At 60.5% G+C, this 20975-nt stretch carries 20 protein-coding genes; 11 read left to right on the top strand and 9 right to left on the bottom strand.

The genetic code is table 11. The features are described from left to right. Positions 1-94: 94 nt before the first annotated feature. Positions 95-661: a tetratricopeptide repeat protein gene (locus HX873_RS24335; protein ID WP_177123327.1), complete on the top strand. Its 567-nt coding sequence runs from the start codon at positions 95-97 to the stop codon at positions 659-661. Here HX873_RS24335 and HX873_RS24340 read toward each other — a convergent pair. The 6 genes from HX873_RS24340 to HX873_RS24365 form a co-directional block, all read right to left on the bottom strand. Then, the gene (locus HX873_RS24340) at positions 653-1765 is read right to left on the bottom strand and encodes a succinylglutamate desuccinylase/aspartoacylase family protein (protein ID WP_177055640.1); all 1113 of its coding nucleotides are present in this window, start codon (positions 1763-1765) and stop codon (positions 653-655) included. The two genes, HX873_RS24335 and HX873_RS24340, sit on opposite strands and share 9 nt — an antisense overlap. A 9-nt stretch (positions 1766-1774) precedes the next feature. Next, complete coding sequence (locus tag HX873_RS24345) at positions 1775-2485, bottom strand: ABC transporter permease (protein ID WP_177116498.1); 711 nt, start codon at positions 2483-2485, stop codon at positions 1775-1777. Then, positions 2482-3198 carry an ABC transporter permease gene (locus HX873_RS24350; protein ID WP_003215463.1) on the bottom strand — a complete coding sequence of 239 codons (717 nt, stop codon included), beginning with the start codon at positions 3196-3198 and terminating at the stop codon, positions 2482-2484. Before HX873_RS24350 ends, HX873_RS24345 begins: the two co-directional genes overlap by 4 nt. Before the next feature lie 31 nt (positions 3199-3229). Next, positions 3230-3988, bottom strand: a complete 759-nt coding sequence (locus HX873_RS24355; protein WP_177055636.1) for a transporter substrate-binding domain-containing protein — start codon at positions 3986-3988, stop codon at positions 3230-3232. Between the two features lie 38 nt (positions 3989-4026). Beyond that, positions 4027-6081 carry an FAD-dependent oxidoreductase gene (locus HX873_RS24360; RefSeq protein ID WP_023659176.1) on the bottom strand — a complete coding sequence of 685 codons (2055 nt, stop codon included), beginning with the start codon at positions 6079-6081 and terminating at the stop codon, positions 4027-4029. Positions 6082-6364: 283 nt separating this feature from the next. Next, on the bottom strand, positions 6365-6691 hold the full coding sequence (locus HX873_RS24365; protein ID WP_003215457.1) for a DUF1820 family protein: 327 nt from the start codon (positions 6689-6691) through the stop codon (positions 6365-6367). A 132-nt stretch (positions 6692-6823) separates the two neighbouring features. Between HX873_RS24365 and miaB the strand changes: the two genes are divergently transcribed. From miaB to lnt, 5 genes are all read left to right on the top strand, one after another. Beyond that, positions 6824-8149, top strand: a complete 1326-nt coding sequence (gene miaB / locus HX873_RS24370) for a tRNA (N6-isopentenyl adenosine(37)-C2)-methylthiotransferase MiaB (protein ID WP_102369960.1) — start codon at positions 6824-6826, stop codon at positions 8147-8149. Between the two features lie 218 nt (positions 8150-8367). Beyond that, positions 8368-9369, top strand: coding sequence for a PhoH family protein (locus tag HX873_RS24375; RefSeq protein ID WP_003215453.1), 1002 nt, complete (start codon positions 8368-8370; stop codon positions 9367-9369). Further along, positions 9362-9835 carry an rRNA maturation RNase YbeY gene (ybeY, locus tag HX873_RS24380; protein ID WP_003215452.1) on the top strand — a complete coding sequence of 158 codons (474 nt, stop codon included), beginning with the start codon at positions 9362-9364 and terminating at the stop codon, positions 9833-9835. The genes HX873_RS24375 and ybeY overlap by 8 nt, the downstream gene beginning before the upstream one ends. A gap of 27 nt (positions 9836-9862) precedes the next feature. Continuing rightward, a complete protein-coding gene (locus tag HX873_RS24385; protein ID WP_003215451.1) occupies positions 9863-10702 on the top strand; it encodes an HlyC/CorC family transporter in 840 nt (279 codons plus the stop codon). Positions 10703-10710: 8 nt separating this feature from the next. Continuing rightward, on the top strand, positions 10711-12234 hold the full coding sequence (gene lnt, locus HX873_RS24390) for an apolipoprotein N-acyltransferase (RefSeq protein ID WP_003215450.1): 1524 nt from the start codon (positions 10711-10713) through the stop codon (positions 12232-12234). Between the two features lie 123 nt (positions 12235-12357). Here lnt and HX873_RS24395 read toward each other — a convergent pair whose 3' ends face one another. Together HX873_RS24395 and HX873_RS24400 are read right to left on the bottom strand one after the other, a co-directional pair. After that, positions 12358-13119 carry a YdcF family protein gene (locus HX873_RS24395; protein WP_008436576.1) on the bottom strand — a complete coding sequence of 254 codons (762 nt, stop codon included), beginning with the start codon at positions 13117-13119 and terminating at the stop codon, positions 12358-12360. A gap of 103 nt (positions 13120-13222) precedes the next feature. Then, positions 13223-13540, bottom strand: a complete 318-nt coding sequence (locus tag HX873_RS24400; RefSeq protein WP_177123328.1) for a hypothetical protein — start codon at positions 13538-13540, stop codon at positions 13223-13225. A 261-nt stretch (positions 13541-13801) separates the two neighbouring features. Between HX873_RS24400 and leuS the strand changes: the two genes are divergently transcribed. From leuS to HX873_RS24425, 5 genes are all read left to right on the top strand, one after another. Continuing rightward, on the top strand, positions 13802-16408 hold the full coding sequence (leuS, locus tag HX873_RS24405; protein ID WP_177123329.1) for a leucine--tRNA ligase: 2607 nt from the start codon (positions 13802-13804) through the stop codon (positions 16406-16408). Between the two features lie 90 nt (positions 16409-16498). Next, complete coding sequence (lptE, locus tag HX873_RS24410) at positions 16499-17104, top strand: LPS assembly lipoprotein LptE (RefSeq protein WP_008436571.1); 606 nt, start codon at positions 16499-16501, stop codon at positions 17102-17104. 39 nt (positions 17105-17143) lie between these two features. Further along, positions 17144-18181, top strand: coding sequence for a DNA polymerase III subunit delta (gene holA, locus HX873_RS24415; protein WP_177123330.1), 1038 nt, complete (start codon positions 17144-17146; stop codon positions 18179-18181). Positions 18182-18265: 84 nt separating this feature from the next. Then, the gene (gene arfA, locus HX873_RS24420) at positions 18266-18430 is read left to right on the top strand and encodes an alternative ribosome rescue factor ArfA (RefSeq protein ID WP_102369962.1); all 165 of its coding nucleotides are present in this window, start codon (positions 18266-18268) and stop codon (positions 18428-18430) included. A gap of 61 nt (positions 18431-18491) precedes the next feature. Further along, positions 18492-19817, top strand: a complete 1326-nt coding sequence (locus tag HX873_RS24425) for a lytic murein transglycosylase (protein ID WP_003215443.1) — start codon at positions 18492-18494, stop codon at positions 19815-19817. A 133-nt stretch (positions 19818-19950) separates the two neighbouring features. Here HX873_RS24425 and HX873_RS24430 read toward each other — a convergent pair whose 3' ends face one another. Continuing rightward, positions 19951-20886, bottom strand: coding sequence for an LD-carboxypeptidase (locus tag HX873_RS24430; RefSeq protein ID WP_177123331.1), 936 nt, complete (start codon positions 20884-20886; stop codon positions 19951-19953). Positions 20887-20975 lie beyond the last annotated feature (89 nt).

Below are 20975 nucleotides of genomic sequence, written 5' to 3' on the forward strand. Positions count from 1 at the left end.
AAGACTTTGTAAGCAGGTGCCTGCTTATTTCATAATGCGCGCTTATTGGATCCCCCCGTGGGTCCCGCGCCCCGTCAGAGGTAAGTCGATTCCCATGAAACGCACCGGCCGCACCCTGGTTCTGGGCTGCCTGTTGCTCCTTCAGCCGCTGCTGGCGTATGCCCAGGCAGGCGGCAACTCGTTGTTAATCCCAGCGATGGGTCGTTGCACCCTCAATACCCAGCCGGAAAGCCAGGCCGAAGCCCTGAGCGCGTGCCAGAAACAGGCCGAAGGCGGGGATGCGCAGGCGCAATACGAGTTGGGCGAGTACTTCTACGACAGTAAAAACCCCGCACGCGACCTCAACAAAGCCTTGAGCTACTTCGAGAAAGCCTCGTTGCAGGGCCACGCGCAGGCGCAATTCCAGCTGGGCACCATGTTTTTCCACGGCGAAGGCGTACCGGCCAATAACGTCCAAGCGTACATCGTGCTGAAAATGGCGGCGGTGAACGGCGCCGAAGATGCACTGGACACGGCCGACGAAGTGGCCGAACACATGCAGCGCGACGAACTGGAAGTGGCTACCCAAGTGCTGGGACAGATTTTCCGCAACTACCTGCAGGAACTGCAGAGCGCAGATGGCAGCTCGCCGTTTTCGCCGCTGCCGGATCCTTCAAGGTGATAACAGATAACCCTGTCGATGCGCCTTCGGGCCAGCTACATGGGCAATCGTCATACCGGCACTCGCCATTCGCCGCACTGATCGAACATACAAAAGCCCTTCTCGGGTGCAAGCAACCGGTGTCACCCGATCAGTGATCGGATCGATGACTTCGGCGAGGATTTGCCCGGCCGCCAGGTAATCCCCCACCTTCGCGCAAAACACAATCAAGCCTCCCACTGGGCTCACCACCGGTTCTACTCCCGCCAACGGCGTTGGCGCATTCAGTAATGGCGGTAGCGGTGGTGCCTGGCCGTCAATGGCTCCCCGTTGAATCAAGTAGTCGATCAACGCCTGGCAATCCTGACGCGCCAGTCCGTGATCCACATCGGCAACACCTCGCAGCTCTACAGTCACAGCAAACCCCGGTGCCGAAAAGCGCCCGGGAAAACGCGCCTGCATGTGCGCCCAGAACAACGTAAAACACTCATCGAACGATTGCCCGCCGGCCTCTTTGGCCAAAAAACACGCCCTGGCTCCCAGGTAACGGGCCAAAGGCTCCACGTGCAACCAGAAATCCGGCGACAAATACAAATGCTGCACGGCCTCGAAATCGCAATGAAGGTCCAGCACGATATCGGCATCGCAGGCCAGCGTTTGCAGGGTCAAGCGCATGGATTGCAACTGTGTCGCCGGCTCCTGGCTGGCCAGTGTTTGCAGCAAGGCGCCACGGATCAGTTGCAGATTGGCGCCCGGTTCATCCGCCAACAGGGCTTCGACGCGATCACCGACCTGCTGGCTGACGTCGAGGAAGAAACGATTGAAGTTTTCCCGACTGTCGTTATCGAAGCGCCCCTGGGGCACATCCATCAACACTTGCTCCAACCCCAGCGGATTGGCCACCGGCACCACCACAACCGACCAACGCATCAACCCTGCTGCCTCCAGGTGCGCCAGCCGCTGCTTCAGATGCCATAAGACCAGCATGCCCGGCAGTTCATCGGCGTGCAGGGACGCCTGGATATAAACCTTGCCGGCTGCACTGGCCGGGCCGTAATGAAAACTGCGAATCTGTCGCGTCGTCCCCGGTACGACCTCCAACAACTCATGCACGTGGGTCTGCATTTCGATCTCCTATCGGGCCGCATCCAGAAAACGCAGCCAGCGCCGTTCAGCCAGGCGAAACAAACCTACCAAGGCAAAGGTAATGCACAGGTAAAGGGCTGCTGCGAAGCCGAATGATTCAAAGGTCAGGAAGGTTGCGGCGTTGGCATCCCGTGCCACTTTCAGGATATCCGGCACCGTGGCGGTGAACGCCAACGTGGTGGAATGCAACATGAAAATCACCTCATTGCTGTAGTAGGGCAATGAGCGGCGCAATGCGGATGGCATGATCAGGTGGACATACAGCTTCCAGCCGCCGAACCCCAGGGATCGGGCGGCTTCGACTTCACCACGAGGCATCGCCCGAATGGCGCCCGCGAGAATTTCCGTGGTGTAGGCGCCGGTATTCAGGGCAAATGCCAACAGCGTACAGTTCAGCGCCTCACGGAAAAACGCATCCAGCACGGGCTGTTCACGCACGGCGGCAATGCTGTAGATCCCGGTATAAAAGATCAGCAACTGGATATACAGCGGCGTGCCGCGAAACAGGTAGGTGAAGCATTGCACCGGCCAACGCAGCCAGCATCTGGATGACACCCTGGCGATGGACAAGGGCAGTGCCAGCAGTAGGCCAAGACACAGCGAGGCACTGGTCAGCCATAGGGTCATGGCCAGGCCGGTAAGTTGTTGACCGTCGGAATAGATGAACGGCCGCCAGTATTCCTGGATCAACTCGATCATGGTGACGACTCCTGCGCACCGACGCCGTAACGACGCGCCAGCCAGCGCAAGGCAAGGTTTGAAACGCTGCTGAGCAACAGGTAGATCAATGCGGCCATCAGCAAAAAGGCCAATAACTGCTGGCTACTTTTGCCCGCTACCTGGGCGACCTTGACCAAATCCGCCAAGCCAATGATCGACACCAGCGCAGTCGCCTTGAGTAAAACCATCCAGTTATTGCCCAGCCCCGGAAGGGCGAACCGCATCATTTGCGGGAATATCACGTGCACGAAGCCCTGACTGAAGGTCATGCCCAAGGCCTTGGCGGCCTGGAACTGGCCGCGAGGTACAGCCAGCAGGGCACCACGAAAGGTTTCGGTGAAATAGGCGCCGTAGATAAACCCCAAGGTGAGTACGCCTGCGCTGAATGGGTCGATTTCGATGTAGGCCATGCCCAGTTCCTGCGTCAGACGACTCAAACCGGTTTGCACCCCATAGAAAATCAACAGCATCAACAGCAGGTCGGGCACCCCGCGAATCAGAGTGGTGTAGAGCTGTGCGCAGAGGCGCCAGGCCCTGACCCTGGACAACTTGGCGCCAGCACCGAGCAGGCCGAACGCCAGCCCCAGCAGCAGTGACAGTAGCGCCAGTTGCAGCGTGACCCAGACACCGCCCAACAAGAGTGGCGCAAAACTGTCCAGGGTCGAGGTGAATTGAGTGAAGGTGGGCAACATGTTTGCGCTCTCGCTCGCCATTGGAGGACGGTCATTGACCGCTGAACATGTTCACACCCGGAAAATACTGGTCTTGCAGCCGAGCGTAGGTACCCTCGGCGTGCAGTGCTGCGAGGCCCTTATCCAGCAGGGCTTTCAGGGCATGATTGCCCTTGGCGATGCCGATGGCGCTTTTGGAGGGCATCAATGCACTTTTGATCGGCGGCCCGAGGACGAACCCCGCACCCTGGGCTGTGCGCATAAATCCGCTTTGCGCTTGCTGTGCATCCTGCAATGAGGCTTGCAGCCGCCCTGCCACGAGATCGGCATACACCTGTTCCTGATCGGCATAAGCCACGATCTTTATGCCCTGCCCGGCGAGCACTTGGCGGGCATAGACTTCCTGGGTACTGCCTTGCAGATAGCCAACAGCCGTACCCTTGGCCAGCTCAGCGCCGGGGCGGAGCACCATGGCGGTGGGGCTGGAAAATACCTCCGAGGAGAAATCAATCACCTTTTCTCGTGCGGCGGTGACCGTCACTGAGGCGAGGATGGCGTCGATCTTGCCGGCATTCAGACTGGGAATCAGCCCGTCAAAATCACTTTCAACCCATTGGCAGCGAACACGCAACTGAGTGCAGAGGGCGTTACCGATATCAACTTCGAACCCCGTCAACGTGCCTTTGTTATCTTTATAGGCAAAAGGCGCGTAATTGGGATCAACACCAAAACGGATGACGGCATAGTCATTGGCAAACAGTGGGGTGTTTAATAAAAGAACAGCGAATAACATCAGGATTGTTTTTTTCATTATTGTATTCCTCGTTATTAAATAAACAGCGAGACTGACTACACTTCGATAAGCGGAATCTCTCGCCGGACCAATAAAGAATCAACGGGTGCATCAAACTCCCGTGCCATTCGATGCCCCGAATACACCGCAGCAGCAATCGTGCCGGGCGCCACGCAATCGCCGATCAACGTCAGCGTGCCGATCCCGGCCGCGCGCACCTGTTCGGGTGCGCTGTTCAACGCCTGATACAACGCCTGCTCGGGTTCGCGTGAGGTGACCAACAGCAAGGAAGCGGCGGGAATGAAGCGTGTCCGCTCGGTGTAGACGCACCCTGCGACAAGGCCTTCAGGCATACACCTGACCAACGTATGGGACGGGACGATCGTAACGTTCAGCTCCAGCAGGCGGCGCTGGATGCGGTGTTGCTCAAGGGTGTTGTGGGTCCAGGCCGCCACATCCGCCGCCGGGGTGACGAATATCACTTGCACGCCCCGCGCCACCAGGTGCTCAGCCAATACGCTGCCCATGTAATAGTGATCGTCATCGAACAGCAGCACCGGTGAAGCCGGCAGGACACCGGCCATCAGATCATCCGGCGTGATGACGGGCAGGCTTTCCAGGCCCGGTAACGGGCGACGCAGGGCCCGTCCCAACCCATCCCGCCGCCAGCGGGAGCCGGTGGCGATAAATACATGCTCTGCGGCGAAGTCCAGGATGTCCTGGGCCTGCAATCGACTCTCCCGATAAATCTCAACCGACGCCAGGCGACTCAAGGCGTCCAACCGATAGTCGATTACCCGCCCCCAGCTCGCCAACCCTGGAAGCCGGGACTCCAGCGCCACCCGTCCGCCAAGGGTGCGCAAGCTGTCCACCAGCGCCACCTCCATGCCCCGAACGCCCAGTATCCGCGCGCACTCCAGCCCTGCGGGCCCTGCGCCGACCACCAGCGCCCGCCCAGGGTGATACGCACGATTGACCGACTCGGGGTGCCAGCCGCGCCGCCACTCCTCGCCCATGGTCGGATTTTGCGTGCAGCGCAACGGCGTGCTCGTGTGGTCGCCACTGACACAGACATTGCAGCCAATGCATTCGCGAATCTCGTCCGCTCGACCGTCTTCAATCTTCTTCGGCAAGAACGGGTCAGCAATCGAAGGGCGGGCCGCGCCAATCAAGTCCAGGACGCCACGGCGGACCAGCGAGACCATGGTGTCTGGCGAGGTGAACCGCCCGACGCCCACCACCGGCTTGCGGGTCAGAGCCTTCAGCCCCGACAGGAGGGTCTCTTGATAACCTTCCGAGGCAAAGCGCGCCGTTACACTGTCGTTGGACCAATCGGCGACGTTGACGTCCCACAAATCCGGCAAGTCCGCCAGCATCGAGAATATTTCAGCGCCCTCTCCATCGCGAGACAGGCCGTCGACCCTCTGCTCGTCTACCGCCAGGCGTACCGCCACGGCACACCGATCACCCACCGCATCGCGGGTGTCTTCAATCAACTCGCGCAACAGCCGCACGCGGTTTTCCAGCACACCGCCATACTCATCAGTACGGCGGTTGTTGCGTGGCGTGAGGAAATGGAACGGCACGCCGAGGTCATGCCCGGCATAGACATAGATGATGTCAAACCCCGCGTCCCGCGCCCGCAGTGCGGCGGCACGGTGCATGGCGCGCAGTTGCTGGATATCGGCACGACTCATGGCCCGGGCCTGTACCGGGTCATAACCACGCACCGGCGTATTGGAGGGCGCCCAGGGAATCTCACGACTGTAGCGGTTGGGGGCCGAGTAACCATTGAATGCCAACTCTACGCCGGCCAGTGACCCGTGCTGGTGGACGGCCTCACACATTCGCGCGAGCGCCGGGATGTCGCGCTCATCCCACAAGCGCGCCTCTATGTAGGGAGAGAACTCGCTCAGCGGGCTGATCTCACATTCTTCAGTGCAGACTACGCCCCACCCACCTTCGGCTTTTATCCCGCGCATGCGTGCCATGGCGGAAGGATGCACATGGCCCATGCCATTGCAGTGGGGAACTTGATAAAAGCGGTTACGGGTGCGAACCGGGCCTATTTGTACCGGCTCAAACAAAATGTCATAACGAGGATCGCGCACAGGGCTACTCCCGAACAGATAAGTCCGTTGATGACTGCGTCATAAGAAATTCGGTGTTAACTAATGCCAGGCGATAAAACGCTAATACCCTTGTATTCCAGGGCAGAGCCTTTTTGATGGAGAGTTAATTAAAAAAGTGGAACTCACGTCCCATTGAAACAGGCTTTTTATTATTGATGTATTCATGGCGCCCTCTCTGCATAAACAAAATCTGCTGTTTTTTAAACAGAATGTCCATGCACGAGAGGCAAGAATCAGAAATGCCCTACAAAATAGTTGAACATCACTTCTCAGGCATCGGCATCGGAAACGGCATGACATTGCTCATGCCCCGGGCCTCGCTGATTTTCGGCGTGCCCAGGCGCTCGACTTCATCGATGCGCACGATCGAATGCATCGGCACAAAACTGCGCACTACGCCTTCGAACTGAGCCTTGAGTTTTTCCTCGCCCGGGTCGACGACCAGCTGCGTGCGCTCGCCAAAGACGAACTCTTCCACTTCCAGGAAGCCCCACAGATCACTTTGATAGATCTGCTTGGCGTACATTTCGAACACCTGGCCCTGGTTAAGGAAAATCACCTTGTAGATTGGAGCTTCACGTTTGGTCATGGTGGGCGGGTAACACATCGGGGGATTTAAAAGAGGGCGCGAACTATAGCATGGCGTCCGATGCACAGTGCTAGGAACCTATCGGCATGCCCCCTATAATGCGCGGTTCTTTACCACCAGTTGACGATCCCCATGGCCAAGAAGCTTTACATCGAAACCCACGGTTGCCAGATGAACGAGTACGACAGCTCGCGCATGGTCGATCTGCTGGGTGAACATCAGGCCCTGGAAGTCACCGCTCGCGCTGAAGACGCCGACGTGATCCTGCTCAATACCTGCTCGATCCGCGAGCGGGCCCAGGACCGGGTCTACTCGCAGCTGGGCCGCTGGCGTGAACTGAAACTGGCCAACCCGGACATGGTGATCGCCGTCGGCGGTTGCGTGGCCAGCCAGGAAGGCGCCGCCATTCGCGACCGAGCACCGTACGTCGACGTGGTATTCGGCCCGCAGACCCTGCACCGCCTGCCGGAAATGATCGACGCCGCGCGCATCACCAAGCTGCCGCAAGTCGACGTCTCGTTCCCGGAAATCGAAAAATTCGACCATTTGCCCGAGCCGCGCATCGACGGCCCAAGCGCTTATGTGTCGGTAATGGAAGGCTGCAGCAAGTACTGCACCTTCTGCGTGGTGCCATACACCCGCGGCGAAGAAGTCAGCCGCCCGTTCGACGACGTGCTGGCAGAGATCATTCACTTGGCCGAGAACGGCGTGCGTGAAGTGACCCTGCTGGGGCAGAACGTCAACGGCTACCGTGGCCAGACCCACGACGGGCGCCTGGCGGACCTCGCGGAGTTGATCCGCGTAGTGGCTGCCGTCGACGGGATCGAGCGGATTCGCTACACCACCTCGCACCCGCTGGAGTTCTCCGACAGCCTGATCCAGGCCCACGCCGAAGTGCCGGAGCTGGTCAAGCACCTGCACTTGCCGGTGCAATCGGGCTCGGACCGCATTCTCTCGGCGATGAAGCGCAACCACACCGCCCTGGAATACAAATCCAAACTGCGCAAATTGCGTGCGGCGGTGCCGGGGATCTGCATCAGCTCGGACTTTATCGTCGGCTTCCCAGGGGAAACCGAGAAAGACTTCCAGCAGACCATGAAGTTGATCGAAGACGTAGGCTTCGACTTCTCTTACTCCTTCGTCTACAGCCAGCGCCCGGGCACCCCGGCGGCTGACCTGCTCGACGAAACCCCGGAAGCGTTGAAGAAGGAGCGTTTGAACGCCCTGCAACACCGCCTCAACCAGCAGGGTTTCGAGATCAGCCGACAGATGGTGGGCTCGACCCAGCGCATCCTGGTGACCGACTACTCGAAAAAAGACCCAGGCGAATTGCAGGGCCGGACCGAGAACAACCGGATCGTCAACTTCCGCTGTGATAATCCGACGCTGATCGGGCAGTTCGCCGACGTGCACATCGACGCGGCACAACCGCACTCGCTGCGCGGTTCGCTGGTGTAACAATAATTCGGCCACAGGGAACAAATGTGGGAGCGGGCTTGCTCGCGAAGGCGGTGTATCAGGCAACGAACAGGCTGACTGCCCCATCGCATTCGCGAGCAAGCCCGCTCCCACATTAGAACGGTGCCAGCTTCGGGATATATAAGTGCTTTCGCACGCAGCCTGCTGGCGTTATCCTTGATTTCATCTTAATTGCCCCAGGGCGGCTAAAAACGACCTTGAACGCACCCATAGAACCACATCGTTTTCTCCTCGAGCCCTTTGAGGCTCGCCGTTTCGCCAATCTGTGCGGACAGTTCGACGAGCACCTGCGCCTGATCGAACAACGCCTGAGCATCGAGATCCGCAACCGCGGCAATCAATTCGAGCTGATTGGTGAACCCCAGCACACCACCTCGGCAGAAAACCTTCTGCGCCGCCTCTACCGGGAAACCAAAGGTAGCGAGCTGTCGCCGGAAACGGTGCACCTGTACCTGCAGGAATCCGCCGTGGAGGACCTGGCCAATAACCCGGTAGCCGAAGCCAGCGTCGCGTTGCGCACCAAGAAAGGCATGATTCGCCCTCGCGGCTTGAACCAGCAGCGCTACGTCAAAGAGATCCTGGGCAACGACATCAACTTCGGCATCGGCCCTGCCGGTACCGGCAAGACCTACCTGGCCGTGGCCTGCGCGGTCGACGCCCTGGAGCGCGAGCAGGTGCGACGCATCCTGCTGGTGCGTCCGGCGGTGGAAGCCGGCGAGAAGCTGGGCTTTTTGCCCGGCGACCTCGCCCAGAAGATCGACCCGTACCTGCGCCCGCTCTACGACGCGCTCTACGAGATGCTCGGCTTCGAATACGTGGCCAAGCTGATCGAGCGCCAGGTGATCGAGATCGCCCCGCTGGCCTACATGCGTGGCCGTACGCTGAACAACAGCTTCATCATTCTCGACGAAAGCCAGAACACCACCGTTGAACAGATGAAGATGTTCCTGACCCGGATCGGTTTCGGCTCCACCGCCGTGATCACCGGCGACGTCACCCAGGTCGACCTGCCCAAAGGCACCAAGTCGGGCCTGGCCCAGGTGATCGACGTACTCAAGGACGTGCCGGGGATCAGCTTCACGCACTTCATGCCCAAAGACGTGGTACGTCACCCGTTGGTGCAGCGCATTGTCGAAGCCTACGAGCGCTTCGAACACCGCGACGACCAACCGGCCAAGGACACTCGCCGCGATGCTTGAGCTTGACCTGCAGTTGGCCACCGAAGCGCCCGCCCCCAGCGAAGAACAGTTCCGCCAGTGGTGCACCCTGGCCCTGCGCCAGCGCACCGCCGACTCGGAGCTGACCATTCGCCTGGTGGACGAGCCCGAAGGCCGTGAACTGAATCACACCTGGCGACAAAAAGACTACGCGACCAACGTGCTGTCGTTTCCCGCCGACGTACCCGATGAGCTGCTGGATATCCCGTTGCTGGGCGACCTGGTGATCTGCGTCGAAGTGGTCGAGCGTGAAGCAAAGGAACAGGGCAAGGAACTTGAGGCCCATTGGGCCCATCTAGTCATCCACGGCTGCTTGCATCTCTTGGGTTACGACCATATAGACGATGACGAAGCCGAAGAAATGGAAGCACTGGAACGAACGTTGCTTGCAGAACTGGGTCATCGTGACCCGTATGCAGACGACGAAATTGCAACTACACCTAACTGAAACAATAAAGGATTTAGAGTAATCGCTATGAGCGAAGACCGATCGAGCAACGGGCAAAAGTCATGGCTGGGGAAACTCACCCAGGCCTTTGCCCACGAGCCGAAAAACCGCCAGGAGCTGCTGGAGCTGCTGCGCGAGGCGCATCAGAACAAGTTGCTGGACAGCGAAGCGCTGGCTATCGTCGAAGGCGCCATCCAGGTAGCTGACCTGCAAGTACGGGACATCATGGTTCCGCGCTCGCAGATGGTCAGCATCAAGGCGACCCAGACCCCTCGGGAATTCCTCCCGGCCGTCATCGATTCGGCGCACTCGCGCTACCCGGTGATCGGCGAAAGCCATGACGACGTCATGGGCGTCCTGCTGGCCAAGGACCTGCTGCCGCTGATCCTCAAGGAGAACGGCGACAGCTTCAACATCAAGGACCTGCTGCGTCCTGCCACTTTCGTCCCCGAATCCAAGCGCCTGAATGTGCTGCTGCGCGAATTTCGTGCGAACCACAATCACATGGCCATCGTGATTGACGAGTACGGCGGTGTAGCGGGTTTGGTGACCATCGAAGACGTGCTGGAACAGATCGTCGGCGACATCGAAGACGAGCACGACGTCGAAGAAGACAGCTACATCAAGCCGCTGCCCAGCGGTGACTTCCTGGTCAAGGCCCTGACGCCGATCGAGAACTTCAACGAGTTCTTCGACAGCGAATTCTCCGACGATGAATTCGACACGGTTGGCGGCCTGGTGATGAGTGCGTTCGGGCATCTGCCCAAGCGTAACGAGACCACCGAGATCGGTGCCTATCGCTTCCGCATCCTGAATGCCGACAGCCGCCGTATTCACTTGATCCGTTTGACACCTATTGCCCGCTAAGGACTGACATGCGCCGTATGATTGCACCCGGCTGGCCCGGTAACTTGCTGGCCGTGGTGGCCGGCGCCATCACCACCCTGGCGCTGGCGCCGTTCGACCTCTGGCCGTTTGCGCTGGTGGCGGCCGGGTTCTTTTATGCGGGATTGCGTGAACTGACACCGCGCCAGGCCTTGTGGCGCGGCTGGTGTTTCGGTTTCGGCCTGTTTGGCGCCGGTACCAGCTGGATCTACTACAGCATTCACCACTTCGGCGGCGCTTCGGTGCTGCTGGCGGGCATGCTGATGCTGGCGTTTACGGCGGCCATTGCCTGGTTCTTTGCCCTGCCCGCCTGGCTGTGGGCGCGCTGGCTGCGCCGCAACGAAGCGCCACTGGCCGATGCCCTGGCCTTCGCGGCCTTGTGGGTTGGCCAGGAAGCGTTTCGCGGCTGGTTCCTCACCGGTTTTCCCTGGCTCTATTCCGGTTACAGCCAGCTCGACGGCCCTCTCACCGGCCTCGCGCCGCTGGGCGGGATGTGGCTGATATCCTTTGCCCTGGCGCTGACCGCCGCACTGATCTGCAACCTGCCGCGTCTGCTGGCGGCTAAGCGCAACCTGTTCATCGGTGCCGGCTTGCTGTTGTTGGTGGCGCCATGGGCCATCGGCCTGGCACTCAAGCATCATGCATGGACCACCCCCGCCGGCGCACCGCTGACCGTGGCCGCCGTCCAGGGCAACGTCGAACAAAGCATGAAGTGGGACCCCGAGCAGTTGAATGCGCAGCTCGCGCTGTACCGCGACATGAGCTTCAGCTCCAAGCCTGTCGACCTGCTGGTATGGCCGGAAACCGCCGTGCCGGTGCTCAAGGAATCCGTGGAGGGTTACCTGGGCATGATGGGCAAGTTCGCCGCTGACCGGCACACTGCGCTGATCACCGGTGTACCGATCCGCCAGGAAGTGCATCACCACAAGCGCTTCTTCAACGGCATCACGGTGGTGGGCGAAGGCGACGGCACCTACCTGAAGCAGAAGCTGGTGCCGTTTGGCGAGTACGTGCCGCTGCAGGACATGTTGCGCGGCTTGATCGCGTTCTTTGACCTGCCGATGTCGGACTTCGCCCGCGGGCCGTCCGACCAGGCTTTGCTGCAAGCCAAGGGCTATCAGATTGCGCCGTTCATTTGCTATGAAGTGGTGTACCCGGAGTTCGCCGCCGGCCTGTCGGCCCGCAGCGATTTGTTGCTGACCATCAGCAACGACACCTGGTTCGGCCGCTCCATCGGCCCGCTGCAACATTTGCAGATGGCCCAGATGCGCGCCCTGGAAGCCGGGCGCTGGATGATTCGCGCCACCAACAACGGCGTCACCGGGCTGATCAACCCGTACGGGCAGATCACCGTGCAGATCCCGCAGTTTGAACGCGGGATTCTCTACGGCGAGGTCGTGCCGATGCACAACCTCACGCCTTACCTGGAATGGCGTTCCTGGCCGTTGATCATCCTGTGCCTTGGCCTGTTTGGCTGGGCGCTGTTGGCGGGCCGGATGTCCAAAACGGTTTAACAGAAATACTCGGACAACAATGTGGGAGCGGGCTTGCTCGCGAATGCGATCTGTCAGTTAAAGCACCAGTGACTGACACACTGCATTCGCGAGCAAGCCCGCTCCCACATTTGACCTGCGGTATTACCTGTAAAACATCCGGTAGCCCACCTGCCCCACCGCTTCATTCAGCAACTGCCCGCTCTGCCATACCGACTTGAACTCCGGCATCCAGCCACCCAATGGCCGGGCATTGTCCAAACCAAGAAACCCCACTGGCGCCGGAACAACCGTGAACCCGGCCTTTTCGAAGCTCCAGCGCGAGCGCGGCATATGCCAGGCCTGAGTCACGACCACCACACGCTTGATCCCCTGCGGCAGCAGAATCTCGGCACTCATCTGCGCGTTTTCCCACGTGGTACGGCTGCGCTCTTCCTTCCAGCGCACGCTCACGCCAAAGTCATCCTGCATCGATACCGCCATCAACTCCGCCTCGCTGGGCGGTGTGCCGTAGTGCAAGCCGCCGGTGGTCAGCACCGGCAAGCCCGAAGCCTTGGCCAGGCGGGCTGCATAGCGCTGGCGCTCAAGGCCGATACCCGTCGGCTGATCGGAGCCCCACGCCGGATCCCCGCGCTCACGCCCCGAGCCCAACACCACGATGGCATCAGCCCGCTGCGCCAGGGTCGCCCATTCATCACGGGCCAGAGGCGGCTCGGTCTCCAGGGCCTTTGCGCCCCATTGAACCGCCACCGGCAGGCTCATCAGCCACATCCCGCCAAACCCCAGGGCAAAGCACACGGCCGCCAGCCGCGGTCGGCTGCGACGAAACCACCAGGCAAGGGCCAGCAACAGCAACAGGATGCCGGGCGGCAACAACAATTGTTTAATGAAATAACGAATAGGCATCGGGCATCTCCAAAGATGCCCGAAGCCTAAGGTGTAACGGGGTTAAGCGACAATCTTTACAGGAACAGACGCTGAGAAGGCTACAGATCACTAACGCGGTACTTCACTTGAAACGCACGGACCGGAGTTTTTCCGGGCTGCGACCGACCGAAAAATCCTTGAGCCATACCACCTTGGCCGATCGCGAAAACTCCTGGGCTGGCGGGGAGGCCATGCCATGGGACGCGCGATGCTCATTCAATTCCAGATACACCCTGATCACGTCCAGCTCTGCCTGGCTCAAGCCACGCAGTTCCAACTCCAGAGGCCGTTCATCACACAATCGGCCTGCGGTTTTTGCTGCATCCAGTGCTCGACCCAAACGGTCGATCAGTCCTTCGTACACCTGCGGTTTCGTTAAAGTTCGCTGCGAATCAACCATCCCTCACCTCATTGAAGATAAGACTCACTCCCCACTAAACAGCGTAGTCCTGCTTGCCCTGCCTGCCTGGCGCCGCGACCAACGGCCTCGGCGGCGCAATCAGGGTTTCCCTCGATAGAGTGGGGTCATGTATGCTACGGCGCTTCCTGTAACTCCACTTCCCGCAGGGTTTGGGCACGGACGCGCCGCTTTTTGGTGTCGATCAACCTGAACGTTGCACCGAAGAGGATTAGGCCACCCCTATTCAGTTCAAAAGTAGCCATGCACGAACAATATCAGCCCCGTGAAATAGAAAATGCCGCCCAGTCGTTCTGGGATGAGCAAAAGTCCTTTGAAGTCAGTGAACAGCCAGGCAAGGAGACTTTCTATTGCCTATCGATGTTCCCTTACCCCAGCGGCAAGCTACACATGGGGCATGTGCGCAACTACACCATCGGCGACGTCATCTCCCGCTACCAGCGCATGCTGGGCAAGAACGTCCTGCAACCCATGGGTTGGGACGCCTTCGGCATGCCGGCGGAAAACGCCGCGATGAAGAACAACGTAGCGCCCGCCAAGTGGACCTACGAAAACATCGCCTACATGAAGACCCAGCTGCGCAGCCTGGGCCTGGCGGTGGACTGGTCCCGCGAGGTGACCACCTGCAAGCCTGATTACTACCGCTGGGAACAATGGCTGTTCACTCGCCTGTTCGAAAAAGGCGTGATCTACAAGAAGAGCGGCACCGTGAACTGGGACCCGGTGGACCAGACCGTACTGGCCAACGAACAAGTGATCGACGGCCGCGGCTGGCGTTCCGGCGCGCTGATCGAAAAGCGCGAAATCCCGATGTACTACTTCAAGATCACCGCCTATGCGGATGAACTCCTGTCGAGCCTCGACGATTTGCCGGGCTGGCCCGAGCAGGTCAAGACCATGCAACGCAACTGGATCGGCAAGTCCCGTGGCATGGAAGTGCAGTTCCCCTACAACGTCGACTCCATCGGCGCAGAAGGTGTACTGAAAGTCTTCACCACCCGTCCGGACACCCTGATGGGCGCGACCTACGTCGCCGTGGCCGCCGAACACCCGCTGGCCACCCAGGCTGCACAGAACAACCCCGAGCTGCAGGCGTTCATCGCCGAATGCAAGGGCGGCAGCGTCGCCGAAGCCGACGTCGCCACCCAGGAGAAAAAGGGCCTGCCGACCTCGTTGTTCGTCGAGCACCCATTGACCGGCGAGAAGCTGCCGGTGTGGGTCGCCAACTACGTGCTGATGCACTACGGTGATGGCGCAGTAATGGCTGTGCCGGCCCACGACGAGCGCGATTTCGAATTCGCCGTCAAATACAGCCTGCCGATCAAGTCCGTGGTGCGCACCAGTTCGGGCGACACCAACCCGGCTCCGTGGCAGGACGCGTACAACGAACACGGCACACTGATCAATTCCGGCGAGTTCGACGGCCTGGATTTCGAAGGCGCCTTCGACGCCATCGAAGTCGCGCTGATCAAGAAAAACCTCGGTGCCTCGCGCACCCAGTTCCGCCTGCGTGACTGGGGCATCAGCCGCCAGCGCTACTGGGGCTGCCCGATCCCGATCATCCACTGCGAAACCTGCGGTGACGTGCCGGTACCAGAAGACCAACTGCCGGTCGTATTGCCCGAAGACGTGGTGCCGGACGGTGCTGGCTCGCCATTGGCGCGCATGCCCGAATTCTACGAGTGCACCTGCCCGAACTGCGGTGCCCCGGCCAAACGCGAAACCGACACCATGGACACCTTCGTGGAGTCTTCGTGGTACTACGCCCGCTACGCCTCGCCGCACTATGAAGGCGGCCTGGTGGAAAAATCCGCGGCCGACCACTGGCTGCCGGTAGACCAGTACATCGGCGGTATCGAACACGCCATCCTTCACCTGCTGTACGCGCGCTTCTTCCACAAGCTGATGCGTGATGAAGGCCTGGTGAGTTCCGACGAGCCGTTCAAGAACCTGCTGACCCAGGGCATGGTGATTGCCGAGACTTATTACCGCCGCGAAGCCAATGGCGCCTACACCTGGTTCAACCCGGCAGATGTCGAGCTGGAGCGTGACAGCAAGGCCAAGGTGATCAGCGCCAAGCTGAAATCCGACGGCCTGCCGGTGGAAATCGGCGGCACCGAGAAGATGGCCAAGTCGAAGAACAACGGCGTCGACCCACAGTCGATGATCGACCAGTTCGGCGCGGACACCTGCCGCCTGTTCATGATGTTCGCCTCGCCGCCTGACATGAGCGCGGAATGGTCGGACTCCGGCGTCGAAGGTTCACATCGCTTCCTCAAGCGCGTCTGGCGCCTGGCGCACGCCCATGTCAGCCAAGGCTTGCCGGGCAAGCTGGACGTGGCGACCCTGAGCGATGAGCAAAAAGTCATTCGCCGCAGCACCCACCTGGCCATCAAGCACGCCAGCCAGGACGTGGGCCAGCACCACAAATTCAACACCGCCATCGCCCAGGTGATGACGCTGATGAACGTGCTGGAGAAAGCGCCGCAGGCCACCGAACAGGACCGCGCACTGGTACAGGAAGGCCTGGAAACGGTCACCCTGCTGCTGGCGCCGATCACGCCACACATCAGCCACGAACTGTGGAACCAGTTGGGCCACAGCGGTGCCGTCATCGATGCCGGCTGGCCGGTACAGGATGACAGCGCCCTGGTACAGGACACGCTGCAACTGGTGATTCAGGTCAACGGCAAGCTGCGTGGCCAGATCGACATGCCGGCCAGCGCCAGCCGTGAAGACGTCGAAGCCGCCGCCCGTATCAATGAGAACGTGCTGCGCTTCACCGAAGGCCTGACGATCCGCAAAGTGATCGTGGTGCCCGGCAAACTGGTCAATATCGTCGCTAGCTAATCGGATCGGGCGCCGAGGGAATAACCCTGGCGCCGAACAAAACCTCCAGGGCCTCGATAAGGCCCACATGGTTTCAAGGGGAGCATCAAAATGATCAAACGCAATCTGCTGGTTATGGGCCTTGCCGTGCTGCTGAGCGCTTGCGGCTTCCAGCTGCGCGGCACCGGCACCACCGAACTGGCGATCAAGGAACTGGACGTCACCGCCCGCAACTCCTACGGCGAGACCGTGCAACAGCTGCGCCAGGTCCTGGAAAACAGTGGCGTCAAAGTCTATTCAGGCGCGGCTTACAAACTGAACCTGGTGGATGAAAAAGAAGAGCAGCGCAGCCTCAGCTACGCCAGCGCCGGGCGTGCTTCGGACATTGAGCTGAGCACCACGCTCTTCTTCGAAATCCAGGGCCATGACCACCTGCCGCTGATGGGCGACAAGATCCAGATACAGAAAGTCGTGAGCCACGACGGCAACAACCTGGTGGGTTCGGACTCCGAAACCATCCAGGTGCGCAAGGAAATGCGTCGTGAACTGGTGCAGCGCATGGTCCTGCGCCTGCAACTGATCACGCCGGAGCAACTGGATAAGCTGCAGCAAACCGCGGATGCCAAGGCCAAGGCAGATGCCGATGCGCTGAAAGCGGCGCAAGAGTATGAAGACAGCCAACCTAAACAGTCGCCTGTCGAAGTTCCTGTCGAGTAAGCCAGACGGGGCGCCCCAGGCGCCCTGTTCACCCTGCCTATGAAACTCGCCCCCGCCCAACTCGCCAAGCACCTGCAAGGCAGCCTTGCGCCCGTCTACATCGTCAGCGGTGATGACCCGCTGCTGTGCCAGGAGGCTGCGGACGCAATTCGCACCGCCGCCCGCCAACAGGGCTTCGATGAACGCCAGGTATTCAGCGCCGACGCCAGTTTCGACTGGGGTACGCTGCTGCAAGCCGCGGCGAGCATGTCGCTGTTCGCCGAAAAACGCCTGCTGGAACTGCGCCTGCCTTCGGGCAAGCCCGGCGACAAAGGCGCGGCAGCGTTGATGGAATACTGCGCACGCCCTGCCGAAGACACGCTGCTGCTGATCAGCCTGCCCAAGCTTGATGGCAGTGCGCAGAAAACCAAGTGGGGCAAGGCGCTGGTGGAAGGTGGCCAGACTCAGTTCATACAGATCTGGCCGGTGGACAGCAGCCAACTGCCGCAGTGGATTCGTCAGCGCCTGTCGCAATCCGGGCTGAGTGCCAGCCAGGATGCGGTGGAGCTGATCGCGGCGCGGGTGGAAGGCAACCTGTTGGCCGCCGCCCAGGAAATCGAAAAGCTCAAGCTGATGGCCGAGGGTGGACAGATCACCGTCGAAACCGTGCAAGGCGCCGTGGCGGACAGCGCGCGCTTTGACGTATTTGGCCTGGTGGATGCGATCCTCAACGGCGAACCCGCCCACGCCCTGCGCATGCTCGAAGGGCTGCGCGGCGAAGGCGTCGAGCCGCCGGTGATTCTCTGGGCCCTGGCGCGAGAATTACGGCTGCTGGCCAATATTGCCCTGCAGTACAGCCAGGGCATCCCACTGGACAAGGCCTTCAGCCAGGCGCGGCCACCGGTATGGGACAAGCGCAAACCACTGATCAGCAAAGCCCTGCAACGGCACTCGGCGCAACGCTGGGCGCAATTGCTGCTGGAAGCCCAACGCATTGACGCGCAGATCAAGGGGCAGGCGGCTGGATCGCCGTGGATGAGCCTGAGTCGTTTGTCACTTTTGATGTCAGGACAGCGCTTGGCGCTGCCTGCTGAATAGTCCTACGTATCGCTGGGCTGGACAGAATCCAAACTTCGGCAGATGATTCGCACCGCATCATCAACCTGCCAGAGAGTACCCATCATGAGCAAAAAGCCATCCAAGCATGGCCCCAACAAGGCCAAATCCATCATCGCCCAGCCGTTGTTCCGCAGTCGCAAGGAACGAGCCGGCAAAGGCAAAGGCAGCTACCGCCGCGAAGCCTTCCAGTCTAATAGCTGGGAGGCTTCTTACTTTCTGGCTGCCTGAAGGCAAGCGCCCCTCCGGCATGATAAGGTCTGTACCTGATTCGTATTCCCTGGACCTGTGCATGCCCTCTAGTCTTTCCCGTCGTTGGCACCTTCGCCAACTGATCGCTGCCTCCAGCCTCATTCTGTTAGTCGCCTGCGCGGAAAAACCCACCGCTGCCGATGCCCAACCCCTGCCCCCGCTCCAGACTGCACCGGTAGCTGCGCCTGCCGTCGTTGCGCCACTGGTGGCAGACAATCTTGATATCCAGCCGACCCAGACCTTTGCCGAATGGCAGGCGGGGTTTCGCGTGGAAGCCTTGAAGGCCGGTATCACGCCGCAGGTTTTCGACACGGCCTTTGCCAATGTCGTACCCGACATGGCGGTGATCCGCGCCGACCGCAGCCAGCCGGAGTTCTCCCGGCCGGTATGGGAATATCTCGATGGCGCGCTGTCGCCGCTGCGGGTGCGCAATGGCCAGTCGCTGCTGGTGAAGTACGCCGACATTCTGCAACGCATTGAGGACCGTTACGGCGTCGACCGCCAGGCGCTGGTCTCGGTGTGGGGCATGGAGAGTAACTTCGGCCAGTTCCAGGGCAACAACTCGGTGATCCGCTCACTGGCAACTCTGGCCTATGAAGGCCGTCGCCCGGCCTTCGCCCAGGCGCAGCTGCTGGCGGCGCTGCAAATCATCCAGCATGGCGATATCGCCGCCGACCAGATGAAAGGCTCCTGGGCCGGGGCCATGGGCCAGACTCAGTTCATCCCGACCACCTATAACACCCACGCCGTGGACTTCGACGGTGACGGCCGCCGCGATATCTGGAACAGCCCGGCCGACGCCCTCGCCTCCACCGCGCACTACCTGCAAAGCTCCGGCTGGCAGAAAGGCCAGCCCTGGGGCTTCGAGGTGCAGCAACTGCCGTTGAATTTTGATTACGCCCTGGCCGATGGCAGCGTACGCAAGACCGTTGGCGAGTGGCTGAAACTGGGAATCCAGGTGCCGCCGGGCGCCAGTGTCCCGGCCAACGTCGACCAGCTTTCCGCCGCCCTGTTGCTGCCGGCCGGCTATCGTGGCCCGGCGTTCCTGGTGCTGGATAACTTCCGCGCGATCCTCAAGTACAACAACTCGTCGTCCTACGCGCTGGCAGTTGGGTTGTTGTCGGAACGCTTCGGGGGCGGTGGCTTGATTCGTGGGAGCTGGCCGAAAGATGAACTGCCGTTGACTCGCTCGCAGCGAATTGACTTGCAGACGGTACTCAGTGCCAATGGTTACGACGCAGGCAACCCGGACGGGATCATCGGTGCAAATACCCGCAAGGCGATTCGTGCCGCGCAGCAGTCCCTGGGCTGGCCGGCGGATGGGTATCCGACGGTGAAGTTGCTGGAGTCGCTGCAAAGCCGATAGATCGGCGTATGGCTGCTACCGCATTCGCGAGCAAGCCCGCTCCCACATTTTGACCGTGCACTTCCTGAAGGAACGCGATCGAAATGAGGGAGCGGGCTTGCTCGCGAAGAGGCCTTTATCGGCGCTACAAAGTTCAGGCCTTAAACACCACATCCTGTTCCAACACCAACCGCTTCTCCCCCGCATCCAGCCGCACCCTGGCGCCCAACGGCAAGGTCAGGTTCGGGTTGCAGTGCCCGCTGCGCCAGCCGGACAGCACAGGAATGCACAACGGCTCGAAGGTCTGCTTCAGCAAGCGCTCAAGCGCAAGGCTATCAACCCCAGCCACATCCCCCACCACCACGCCCGCCACCTGGGCCAGCTTGCCCGCCAGGCGCAAATGGGTGAGCAACCGGTCAATGCGGTACAACGGCTCGTTCACATCTTCGATAAACAGAATGATGCCCTCGGCATCAATCTCGTACGCCGTGCCCATCACTGCTGCGATCATCGATAGATTGCCGCCCAGCAGCCGCCCGCTGGCGATGCCTGGCTCGACGGTGGTCAAGGGGTAAGCCGCCGGGTGAGTCAGCTGGCTGCCGGCCTTCACCTGCCCACGCAGCATGCTGAACAGCGACGACTCGGTAGGCTGTTGCTTTTCACCTAACAGGTCAGCGTTGAACATCGGACCATGGAAGGTGACGAAACCGGCATACCGGTTGATCGCCAGGTGCAGGGCGGTGATATCGCTGTAGCCTACGAATGGCTTGGGGTTGGCCCGCAGCAGGTCAAAGTCCAGGCGGTCCAGCAGGCGTGGCGTGCCGTAGCCGCCGCGCAGGCAGAAAATCGCGTCGATGGTCGAGTCGGCGAACGCCGCGTGCAGGTCATCAAGGCGTACCTCATCACTGCCGGCCAGATAGCCATCACGCTGGCTCACGCCCGGAAAGATCCGCAGTGTGTAGCCCCGGGCGCGCATCCATTGCGTGGCCGTGTCGATATCCAGCTCGGCCGGCCCGGCAGGGGCAATCAGCCCGATCACGCCTTCGGCGCGCAGCGCAGGTACCGCACAAGTGGTCAATTGAGTCGTCATCCATGGTTCTCCTCGTGTGGATTGCCCAAGGCACTCTAAACAGCAATGGTTGCAAACAGAAGAGGAAGAGTCAGTAGCAAATGTGGGAG

The organism is Pseudomonas sp. P7758, from assembly GCF_013386485.1.
Lineage (GTDB): Bacteria > Pseudomonadota > Gammaproteobacteria > Pseudomonadales > Pseudomonadaceae > Aquipseudomonas.